Here is a 9,582-nt window from a genome sequence, read left to right on the forward strand (position 1 = left end):
GTGCAGCTCCGCTGTCTCAGCTCTTCAGCCGCCCACAACATCGCCACACCGCGCCCGCAGGGGTTTTCTCAAGCACCATCTTGGTGGACTTCCGAACGGAAGACCAAGACGGTATGTGCAATACGCTTCGGGTCCGATGGACCATTATTCCCAAGACAGCTCCCCAGCCTTGGATTGCATGCGGCGGATGCGGAGGCCTGAGAGCTTTCCAATCCAGCGGCAAGATCCGGCTCAACGCCAACGGTCGCAAGCTTGACGCTTGGCTTATCTACAAATGCCTGACCTGTGAAAGGACATGGAATCGGCCAATCCTCGAGCGCCGGAATGTTCGCGACATCGATCCTGCCGTCCTTGCTGCGCTGCAGTCCAACGATCCGGATTGGATTAGGGCAGAAACCTTCAACCTCGATGCTCTCCGACGCAGATCGCAGCGTGTGGACGAATTTGTCGAATTTGAAATCGCAAAGGAGATGCAGCGCGAAACTGCACATTGGACGAGATTGACAATCGAACTGTTGGTCCCGTTTCCAACGAGCATACGCCTTGACCGCCTGCTGGCGTCCGAGCTGAAGGTTTCACGCTCGCGGCTGCAGGCTCTTTACGATGAAGGCATGGTTCGGACAGATCCTGATCGAGCAGACGTCATGCGGCGGCGGATCAGGAATGGCACCCTGGTGTTGATTGACCTCGCCATGGAAGCTGACCGAGAGCAATCGTGGAAGCCTCTGGCGTCGGGAGATCCGCTGTAGTCGTCAAAACCCGCCGCCACAAAGACTCGAATCTCGGGGCCTTTGCGGCTTGTTCTCCAACACGCGGGACAATGGATAAACAAAAAAGCGCCGCGATCAGATCGCGGCGCCTATTCTGCTCTCATGCCTGCATGAAAACTCTCATTCGTCGCGATAGACTTTTTCGCGGCGTTCGTGACGCTCCTGCGCCTCGATCGACAGCGTCGCGATCGGGCGGGCGTCGAGGCGCTTGAGGCCGATCGGTTCGCCGGTTTCCTCGCAATAGCCGTAGGTGCCGTCTTCGATGCGCTGCAGTGCCGCGTCGATCTTCGAAATCAGCTTTCGCTGTCTGTCACGGGCGCGAAGTTCGATCGCCCGGTCTGTTTCCGACGACGCCCGGTCGGCGAGGTCGGGATGGTTTGCGCTTTCCTCGGCCAGATGGTCGAGCGTCTCACGCGCTTCTCTAAGGATATCATTTCTCCATGCAACCAGCTTGGCCCTGAAATAGGCACGCTGGTTTACGTTCATGAACTCTTCCTCTTCCGAGGGAACGTAATTGCTAAGATCGATCTTCTCACTCAACGCGATTCTCCTGAAGAACATCTCATCTGGCGGGGTGTATATCCCAAGCGCTAGCCGCGATTCAAGCCAAATACGACAGGTAAACAGATTTTTAAATCTGTCACAGTTTTCGGCTAACAGACTATTTTCTCATCATTATTCCGGCCTGCGTTTTTTGCTTCGCCTTCAAAACGCCATGTTATCAGCCGCGTTTTGGGCAGCTGGAGCAGCGCTGACGGTTGACGCCGGCCGATTGCAACCGCTACTGAAAAGGCCCGCTGGATCTTGGATTTGCCCATGACCGTACCCCTGCCTCCGCCCAACCGCATCTATCTCCTGCGCCACGCCAAGGCCGCCCAGGCCGAACCCGGACAGCGCGATTTCGACCGGCCGCTCAACGAAAATGGCTTCGGCGATGCCGAAATCATCGCCGACAAGGCCGCCGACAAAGGCTACCGTCCCGATCTTCTGATCAGTTCGACCGCGCTGCGCTGCCGCGGTACCGCCGATGCGGTGTACCGGGCGATGGGCCTTACGCTCGAGGTTCGTTATGTCGATGCGCTCTATAACGCCACGGTTGATAACTATCTCGAGATCATCGATGCGCAGGAAGAGGCCGCCGTCATGCTGGTCGGCCACAATCCGACCATGGAGCAGGCGCTGGAGACGCTGATCGGCCACGATGCGATGGTCAGCGCCCTTCCCGGCGGCTTTCCGACGGCAGGCCTTGCCGTGCTCGATTTCGATGCTTCGGCCACCGCCTGGCGCCTCACCGATTTCGTGGTCGTCTGAAGACTTTCGCGCCGCTTCTTTTGCGGGCGGCGCGCTCTCCCTATATTGCGGGGCAGTCACCAACCGGATTAGCGCCTTGCCGCCACGCCTGACATCTTTTGCCGACGATGCCCGCATCGCGTTCGATAATCTCGCCGACCGGGCGAGCGGCCTCGTCAATCCGACCGTGCGGCTCGGTGTCACCGGCCTTTCCCGCTCCGGCAAGACGGTGTTCATCTCCTCGCTCGTCCACAATCTCCTGCATGGCGGCCGCCTGCCGCTGTTCGAACCGGTCCAATCAGGCCGCGTCTGGGCGGTACGGCTGGAGCCGCAGCCCGACGATGCCGTGCCGCGCTTCCAGTACGAGGACCATATCCGTGCGCTGGTGAAGGACCGTATCTGGCCGGATTCGACCCGCGCCATCTCCGAGCTGCGCATCACGCTGGACTATCAGAGCGCCAGCGGCTGGAACCGGCTGTTTTCGCCCGGTCGCCTGTCGATCGATATCGTCGATTATCCCGGCGAATGGCTGCTCGACCTGCCGCTGCTCGGCAAGGATTACCGCACGTTCAGCGAGGAAACGTTGGCACTTGCCGAAACCGGTGTCCGCTCCGAGTTGTCGCGCCCATGGCTGGCGCTGACGCGCGCCACTGACATCCATGCCGGCGCCGACGAGATGATCGCCCGCGACCTCGCCACGGCTTTTGCCGATTATCTCAAAGCCTGCAAAGCCGACGAACGCTCGCTTTCCACCCTGCCGCCTGGCCGCCTGCTCCTGCCCGGCGATCTCGACGGCTCGCCAGCATTGACCTTTGCGCCGCTGGCTCTGCCGCCGGACGGGCGTCCCGGCCGCGGCTCGCTCTGGACGATGATGGAGCGGCGCTACGAGGCCTATAAATCCATCGTCGTCAAACCCTTCTTCCGCGAGCATTTCGCCCGCCTCGACCGCCAGATCGTCCTGGTCGATGCGCTGCAGGCGATGAACCGCGGCCCCGAAGCCGTGCAGGATCTGGAGCGCGCGCTGACCGATGTGCTTGCCTGCTTCCGCCCCGGCACCAATTCGCTGTTCTCCTCCCTGCTCGGGCGGCGCATCGACCGCGTACTGGTTGCCGCTACCAAGGCCGATCATCTCCACCATGAAAGCCACGACCGGCTCGACGCGCTGACCCGCCGCCTGGTGGACCGCGCCATCGACCGCATCGGCATGGCCGGTGCCGGCATCGACGTCATGGCGCTTGCCTCCGTGCGGGCCACCCGCGAGGCGACCGTCAAGCGTGACGGCCATGAACTGCCGGTCATTGTCGGCACGCCGATGGAAGGCGAAACCATTGCCGGCGAGCGCTTTGACGGCCAGAGAAAGACCGCCATCTTCCCCGGCGACCTGCCGGAGGATCCGGAAAGCCTGTTCGACCGCATCGCCGCGGGCGAGACCGGTGTGCAGCTGCCCGATGTCAATGTCGTCAGGTTCCGCCCACCGCACCTTGAGGAAACCGGCGGCGGCATCAAGCTGTCGGTGCCGCATATCCGCCTCGACCGCGCCATGCAGTTCCTGTTCGGAGACCGTCTCGCATGAGCAAGCCACCGTCCGATCCGCCGCGCCGCGCACCCGCCGCCTTCAGCTATGAGGACGAGGCTGCTGAGCTGCGCGACAACGGCCGGCAGGGAGAGCAGCGGCGCAAGCCAGAAAGCTTCTCCGAAAATATCGTCGTGACATCTGACGAGGACGATCCCTTCCTCAATCCCGACAAGGATCTGAGCGCGGTCCCCGTTGCAACGCCGGCGAGACGTCGGACCTCCTTCGGCAAGATCGCCGCCGGCGCCTTCGGCATCCTGCTGTCGCTCGCCATCGGACTCTGGACCGATAGCCTGATCCGCGATCTATTCACCCGTGCCGACTGGCTGGGTTATGCGGCCCTTGCCGTGCTGGCGGTCGGCATTCTCGCCATACTCGCCCTCGTCATCCGCGAAACCATCGGCATGATGCGTCTTGCCGCCGTCCAGAAGATCAAGGCCGAAGCCGAGGCGGCGATCCTCGAGACTCGGCCGGCCAAGGCGCGCGCCGTCGTCGCCCAGCTGACTGCGCTGCTCTCGGCAAATCCCGAGACATCGAAGGGCCGTGCGACGCTGAAGGCGACCGAGGGCGAGGTCATCGATCCCCCGCATCTGATCGCGCTGGCCGAGCGCGAACTGCTTGCTCCGCTCGACCGCAAGGCCCGCGCCCTGATCGTCAATGCCTCCAAGCGCGTCTCGATCGTCACGGCCGTCAGCCCGCGCGCCGTGGTCGACCTGCTCTACGTGCTCTATGAAGCCGTGCGCCTCATTCGCGCCATGGCCGAGCTTTACGGCGGCCGTCCCGGCACGCTCGGCATGTTCCGCCTGCTGCGCGACGTGCTGGCGCATCTGGCCGTCACCGGCTCGATCGCCGTCGGCGACAGCCTGGTGCAGCAGGTGCTCGGCCATGGACTGGCCTCCAAGCTCTCAGCCCGACTGGGCGAAGGCGTCATCAACGGCCTGATGACCGCCCGCATTGGAATCGCCGCGATGGATCTCTGCCGTCCGCTCGCCTTCCGCGCCCTGAAGCGACCGGGAATCGGTGATTTCATCGGCGATCTCACCCCGTCCATGTCGCCGCGCGGCAACAATCCTTGAACGAAACAGCGATTCCGCAGCTTTCGCCTCCCCTTGCGTAATGCCAGAGAAATTTCAGCAGATTCAAGGATCTAGTGACGGGAGTTTAAAATCGCCGTCGCACGAAAGCCGTGCGCCGCCTCGCATTTCGGCACAATTGAAAGGAAGGATTAACCATTCTTCGGCAAAACTTGCAGCCAGTTCGTGAGTGGTGTTTGCCAAGGAAAATCCATGTATTCGCGCAAGTTTCTCATCGTATGCGGGTTGGCCGCCGCGGCATTGTCTCCCGTCGCCGATGTCGCTCCGGCAGCCACTGCTGCAACCCGTGACAAGGCGTTCTTCGATTCCGTCGCCGGCTCATGGAAGGGGCCTGGCGAAATCGTCGCCGGCAAGTACAAGGGCACGAAATTCACCTGCAACCTGATCGGTGAGCCCACCGGCGACAGCAGCGCCGGCATCAAGCTCGACGGCACCTGCCGCGTCGGCGTCTTCAAGCAGCCGATGACCGCCGTCATCTCGCGGTCGGGCTCGACCTACAAGGGCAAGTTCCTCGACGGCGCCGCCGGCAAGGGCCTTGACGTCGTCTCCGGCGCCGTCTCCGAGGATACTGTCGTTGTCGGCATCAACCGCGCCAAGCTGAATGGCGCGATGATCGCCCGCGTGCGCGACGACAAGACGATGAACGTCACCGTTTCGGTCAAGGTCGAAAGCCAGATGGTGCCGGTCATCGGCCTGACGCTGACCCGCCAGGTCGACGAGATGGCCGTCGGTTCCGTCGAGTAGACAAACCCTACAGTGGATTTTCCTGAAGCGGCGGGTTTCCCGCCGTTTTGCGTTTCAGGTCCCCTTGCTTCGGGCGCTCAGCCACCAGTCGCGACTATCGTCGGCGACCTCGATTCCGGTCACCTCGGCATCCGACAGCCACTCACTCACCGCCCTGCCCCTGACGAGCAGACCCGGCGCGATATCGGCAAGCGGCATCAGCACGAAACCGCGATCGGTCATGCGCGGATGCGGCAGTTCCAGCCGCGGCGCGTCCTGGATCACATCGCCATAGGTTAGCACGTCGATATCGAGCGTGCGCGGCCCCCAGCGCTCGATGCGCTCACGTTTCATTTCCCGTTCGATCGACAGGCAGACATCGAGCAAAGCCTCAGGCTCCAGCCTGGTCTCGACGGCAGCGCAGGCGTTGAAGAAGAAGGATTGGTCCGTCTTGCCCCAGGGCGGCGTGCGATAGAGCCGCGAGACCGCCGTAACCCGACAGTCGTCCCGTCCGTCCAGCCTCTGCAGCGCGGCCGCCATCGCCTTTACGGGATCGCCGATATTGCCGCCGAGACCGAGTGTGGCGGATTGCCATGCGGCCTCAGGCAAAATGTTCAACGCTCACCTGCACGAAATCGAGCACGCCAGGCACCGGCGCGTTCGGCTTGCGCACCGTGATCTTCGCCCGCCGCACTTGCGGGAATGTCTCGCAGAGCCCCTTGGCGATATCGAGCGCCAGTGCCTCGATCAGGTAGCGCCGTTTGCCCGTAACGATCTGCTCGATCACGGTGAAGGCGACACCGTAGTTGACGGTATCATTGATCGAATCGCTTTCCAGCGCCTCGCCGGCGACGACATCGAGCTCGGCATCGACGAAGAAACGCTGACCGAGGAATTCCTCCTCGTCATGCACGCCGTGGCGCGCGAAGAAGGCGCAGTTCTGCAGCGTAATCGTGTAGGTAGTCATGTCGGCCGCTTCCTCTCGAATTCCTGGCGCGCATTGAGCATAGCATCGGCGATATCGAGCGCATCCCTGTTGATTGCGACATTGTGCACGCGGAAAACCGCAGCCCCTTGAAGTCTGAGCAGCGCGCTGGTCGCAGCCGTCGCCGCATCCCTGTCCTGCGCCTCACGCCCCGTCACCGCGCCGAGGAAACGTTTGCGCGACGTACCGGCGAGCAGCGGCAGACCGAAGCGGGAAAGTTCGGAAAACCGCGCCATCAACTCCAGGTTTTCTTCCGCCGTCTCCTTGGCGAAGCCGAAGCCCGGATCGAGCACGATGCGATCGCTGTTGACGCCTGACGCAGCGGCGATCGCAAGCGATCGCTCGAGGAAATGCACCTGGTCGGCAATCACATCGACAAGTTTTACCCTGTCGCGACCGGTATGCATGATACAGAGTCCGGCTCCTGTCACTGCGGCGATATCAGCGATATCGGGCTCCTTCTGCAGCCCGAAGACGTCATTGACGATATGGGCGCCGGCACTGATTGCAAGCCGCGCCGTTTCGGCGCGATAGGTGTCGATGGAAATCAGCGCCTGGGTGCGGCCGCGTAGCGCCTCGATGACGGGCAGCACGCGCGCCTGCTCCTCGGAAGGGCTGACGGTTGCTGCGTTCGGACGGGTCGATTCACCGCCGATATCGACAATTCCGGCACCCTCGCTCACCGCCCGCAGCGCCTGCTCGACCGCCGCATCGACGGTTTCAAAGCGTCCGCCGTCGGAGAAGGAGTCCGGCGTCACGTTGATGATCGCCATGATCGTCGAACGACGGCCGAGTTCGATCTCCCGGCCATGGCCGACACGCCACAATCTGCCTTCGAGCCCTGTCACCAGACTTATCCCATTGGAGACGAAAAAAGCGCCATCCGATATTGCGCTTGCGGTGGCTATGCCCCAAGCTCCTGACGATTTCAACACGGGTTGCGTTCAGAATGCCGCTTGCAGTGCGTTATATGGTCCTTCCTATCGCCTTTTCCATTGCTCTTTGCCTTTGGAGCCCCGTGGCAGCCGAAGTGATCGCATCGAAAAGCTATTCCTATTTCGACATTCGCGGCAAAACCGCGGATGAGCTCGATCGCGAACTCAGCCGGCGCGGCCCGACGGCGAGCGGTTCCTCGGCGCGCCATCCCGGCGCCACGAAGATCCGCTTCGGCGGCGAGGCAACCTATATCCAGGATAACGGGCGTTGCCGCGTCGGCAACGTCAAGGTCACGGTCCACACCCAGATCATCCTGCCGCGCTGGAGCAGCCGCAGGGGCGCCAGCAAGGAGCTGTCGATGATCTGGGACGCTCTGTCGAGCGATATCAAGCGCCACGAGGAGCGCCATGCCGAGATCGCCCGCGATCAGGCCCGCGCCATGGAGCGCGCCATCCGGGCGCTGCCGCAGCAGCGCGGCTGCGAAGCCATGCAGGAACTCGTCTCCGACGAATCAGCTCGCGGTATAGAGGAGCACGACCGGCAGCAGGCGCGATTCGACCGGGTCGAGGCGGTCAATTTTCAGAAGCGCATGTTGCGGTTGCTGAACAATCGAATCAATGGTCGAGCCGGCGCAAAATAAGGCTTTTTCAGTTTGGTTGCGAGCGGAAAACCTTAGCTGCACAACGAAACTTGTGCGAAACTTGCACCCTCCCCAGCGACTGAATGGTCATTTTTCATCCTGGCAGACTCAACCGGAACGCGTTAATATGAACACATTCGAAAGTTCAGGTACGGCATCTGCACTTTCATCGCTGGGTTCTCCTGGCGCGTTCCGAAGCCGCGGATGTTCCTCCCTCATCCGTAGGTAATGCGCCCGCCTCGCCTCGCTCGCTCTAGCGCGCGAGGCGTCTTTTTTGATATCGAATTGTTCGGCGACGTTTGAAGCGCAGCGCGCGTCAGGCCTGGCGTTCCGGCACGTGCACCACGAGCCCGTCATAAACAGCCTTCATCCGGATCTGACAGGACAGCCGCGAGGTCGGGCGTACATCGAAGGCGAAGTCGAGCATGTCCTCTTCCATCGCTTCCGGCTGGCCGACCTTCTCCGTCCACTCCTCGTCGACATAGACATGACAGGTCGCGCAGGCGCAGGCGCCGCCGCATTCGGCCTCGATGCCGGGCACCGAATTGCGCACGGCATTCTCCATCACGGTGGAGCCTTGGTCGACGTCGAGGTCGAAACGCGTGCCGTCGAAGGCGACGATGGTAAGTTTGGGCATCAGAACTATTTCCGGTCTTCAGGTGGATGGGCGGATTTTCTTCCGACAATTCGACGCGTCAGTCAACATTGGGAAATCCGCGACAGCCTCGCAGATCGGGCCTTCGGCCGCCGTCTTCAAAGCGTCATACGGTACGTCGCAAAAAGACCCGCGGTTCCGCAATGGAACAACGGGCCTCGTTCGAACGGTACCTCATGCATCTCGGCCAAAAATGTGCAGCGGTTTTGGGACAACGACATGCGTAAGACAAAGACTTAGAGATCAGCCGCGGCAGAGCTTCAGGATGAAATTCTCGGCATCGATAACGGCAGCACCGAGCGCTGCCGTCGCGCCGGCATCACCGCCGGTTTCCTCGACGGCTTCCGCCGTCTGCGACACGCGGAACGCGCCGACCGAGCTTGCCGCACCCTTCAGCCGGTGTGCGGCTGCGCCAATACGGATGGTTTCGCCACTCGCAATATCCTGGAGGCATGCACGCGCCTGGCGCGCAAACATCTGAAGGACTTCGATTTCCAGCGTCTTGTCGCCCATCGTCTGCTTTGCGAGATGCACCAGATCGATCGGCCGGACCTTCGAAGGACACGGTCCCTTTGCATTATCCGGCGCCTCGAATACGATGTTCAATGCTGCCATCTGGGCTGCCATTGCCAATTCTCCCGTCTCTATCGTCCGCAGTTGCAACAGTTCTGCGTCAGGAGGGTGGCCATCACGTTAAATTCCGGCACATTCAGGGCGGAAATCTCGCCATATGGTTAACGTCCGTTAAATATCCCTAAATTATTGGTTTTTAAGCGATGCCTCGGATTCAAAGATGTTAACAACGGGTTAACGAGCCGTGAATCTCAAGCCTTCATTAATTGTGTGAAGAGCCCAGATGTGTCACTACGATACTGGTGGAGCGGGTTTATGGTACGCGCCTTTGCCGAGCGAGTGG

General features: G+C 61.6%; 12 protein-coding genes. 6 read left to right on the forward strand and 6 right to left on the reverse strand.

Annotated features, from left to right (window positions below):
* Nucleotides 1-113: 113 nt before the first annotated feature.
* Complete coding sequence (locus J3P73_RS13475) at nucleotides 114-749, forward strand: DUF1062 domain-containing protein (RefSeq protein ID WP_018072295.1); 636 nt, start codon at nucleotides 114-116, stop codon at nucleotides 747-749.
* 141 nt (nucleotides 750-890) lie between these two features.
* On the opposite strand, the gene dksA is transcribed toward J3P73_RS13475, so the two are convergent.
* Nucleotides 891-1,310 carry an RNA polymerase-binding protein DksA gene (gene dksA / locus J3P73_RS13480; protein WP_017964517.1) on the reverse strand — a complete coding sequence of 140 codons (420 nt, stop codon included), beginning with the start codon at nucleotides 1,308-1,310 and terminating at the stop codon, nucleotides 891-893.
* Between the two features lie 276 nt (nucleotides 1,311-1,586).
* On the opposite strand from dksA, the gene J3P73_RS13485 reads away from it, so the two are divergent.
* The 4 genes from J3P73_RS13485 (at nucleotide 1,587) to J3P73_RS13500 (ending at nucleotide 5,471) form a co-directional block, all read left to right on the forward strand.
* Nucleotides 1,587-2,081, forward strand: coding sequence for a SixA phosphatase family protein (locus tag J3P73_RS13485; protein WP_130655646.1), 495 nt, complete (start codon nucleotides 1,587-1,589; stop codon nucleotides 2,079-2,081).
* 76 nt (nucleotides 2,082-2,157) lie between these two features.
* Nucleotides 2,158-3,633, forward strand: coding sequence for a YcjX family GTP-binding protein (locus tag J3P73_RS13490; protein WP_130691882.1), 1,476 nt, complete (start codon nucleotides 2,158-2,160; stop codon nucleotides 3,631-3,633).
* Complete coding sequence (locus tag J3P73_RS13495; protein ID WP_130655647.1) at nucleotides 3,630-4,709, forward strand: YcjF family protein; 1,080 nt, start codon at nucleotides 3,630-3,632, stop codon at nucleotides 4,707-4,709. Before J3P73_RS13490 ends, J3P73_RS13495 begins: the two co-directional genes overlap by 4 nt.
* Nucleotides 4,710-4,919: 210 nt before the next feature.
* Nucleotides 4,920-5,471: a hypothetical protein gene (locus J3P73_RS13500; RefSeq protein ID WP_130691884.1), complete on the forward strand. Its 552-nt coding sequence runs from the start codon at nucleotides 4,920-4,922 to the stop codon at nucleotides 5,469-5,471.
* Between the two features lie 54 nt (nucleotides 5,472-5,525).
* Here J3P73_RS13500 and folK read toward each other — a convergent pair whose 3' ends face one another.
* The 3 genes from folK to folP are packed head-to-tail and all read right to left on the reverse strand — an operon-like array spanning nucleotide 5,526 to nucleotide 7,283.
* Nucleotides 5,526-6,059: a 2-amino-4-hydroxy-6-hydroxymethyldihydropteridine diphosphokinase gene (gene folK, locus J3P73_RS13505; protein WP_130693088.1), complete on the reverse strand. Its 534-nt coding sequence runs from the start codon at nucleotides 6,057-6,059 to the stop codon at nucleotides 5,526-5,528.
* Nucleotides 6,052-6,417: a dihydroneopterin aldolase gene (folB, locus tag J3P73_RS13510; protein WP_017964523.1), complete on the reverse strand. Its 366-nt coding sequence runs from the start codon at nucleotides 6,415-6,417 to the stop codon at nucleotides 6,052-6,054. The genes folK and folB overlap by 8 nt, the downstream gene beginning before the upstream one ends.
* Nucleotides 6,414-7,283, reverse strand: coding sequence for a dihydropteroate synthase (gene folP / locus J3P73_RS13515; RefSeq protein ID WP_018072300.1), 870 nt, complete (start codon nucleotides 7,281-7,283; stop codon nucleotides 6,414-6,416). Before folP ends, folB begins: the two co-directional genes overlap by 4 nt.
* A 101-nt stretch (nucleotides 7,284-7,384) precedes the next feature.
* Here folP and J3P73_RS13520 point away from each other — a divergent pair, with 101 nt between their 5' ends.
* Nucleotides 7,385-8,011, forward strand: coding sequence for a DUF922 domain-containing Zn-dependent protease (locus tag J3P73_RS13520; protein WP_075225821.1), 627 nt, complete (start codon nucleotides 7,385-7,387; stop codon nucleotides 8,009-8,011).
* A gap of 316 nt (nucleotides 8,012-8,327) precedes the next feature.
* On the opposite strand, the gene J3P73_RS13525 is transcribed toward J3P73_RS13520, so the two are convergent.
* Together J3P73_RS13525 and J3P73_RS13530 are read right to left on the reverse strand one after the other, a co-directional pair.
* Nucleotides 8,328-8,648 carry a 2Fe-2S iron-sulfur cluster-binding protein gene (locus J3P73_RS13525; RefSeq protein ID WP_003540151.1) on the reverse strand — a complete coding sequence of 107 codons (321 nt, stop codon included), beginning with the start codon at nucleotides 8,646-8,648 and terminating at the stop codon, nucleotides 8,328-8,330.
* A 261-nt stretch (nucleotides 8,649-8,909) separates the two neighbouring features.
* A complete protein-coding gene (locus J3P73_RS13530) occupies nucleotides 8,910-9,293 on the reverse strand; it encodes an Hpt domain-containing protein (RefSeq protein WP_017964526.1) in 384 nt (127 codons plus the stop codon).
* Nucleotides 9,294-9,582 lie beyond the last annotated feature (289 nt).

The sequence above is a fragment of the Rhizobium ruizarguesonis genome (genome assembly GCF_017357285.1).
In the GTDB taxonomy this organism is placed as follows: domain Bacteria; phylum Pseudomonadota; class Alphaproteobacteria; order Rhizobiales; family Rhizobiaceae; genus Rhizobium; species Rhizobium ruizarguesonis.

What these genes read in the sequence shown, in the direction of transcription:
- J3P73_RS13530 (WP_017964526.1), bottom strand. Translation starts at nt 9,293, where the DNA reads ATGGCAGCCCAGATGGCAGCATTGAACATCGTATTCGAGGCGCCGGAT.
- J3P73_RS13520 (WP_075225821.1), top strand. Translation starts at nt 7,385, where the DNA reads ATGCCGCTTGCAGTGCGTTATATGGTCCTTCCTATCGCCTTTTCCATT.
- J3P73_RS13475 (WP_018072295.1), top strand. Translation starts at nt 114, where the DNA reads ATGTGCAATACGCTTCGGGTCCGATGGACCATTATTCCCAAGACAGCT.
- J3P73_RS13500 (WP_130691884.1), top strand. Translation starts at nt 4,920, where the DNA reads ATGTATTCGCGCAAGTTTCTCATCGTATGCGGGTTGGCCGCCGCGGCA.
- J3P73_RS13525 (WP_003540151.1), bottom strand. Translation starts at nt 8,648, where the DNA reads ATGCCCAAACTTACCATCGTCGCCTTCGACGGCACGCGTTTCGACCTC.
- J3P73_RS13495 (WP_130655647.1), top strand. Translation starts at nt 3,630, where the DNA reads ATGAGCAAGCCACCGTCCGATCCGCCGCGCCGCGCACCCGCCGCCTTC.
- J3P73_RS13485 (WP_130655646.1), top strand. Translation starts at nt 1,587, where the DNA reads ATGACCGTACCCCTGCCTCCGCCCAACCGCATCTATCTCCTGCGCCAC.
- folB (WP_017964523.1), bottom strand. Translation starts at nt 6,417, where the DNA reads ATGACTACCTACACGATTACGCTGCAGAACTGCGCCTTCTTCGCGCGC.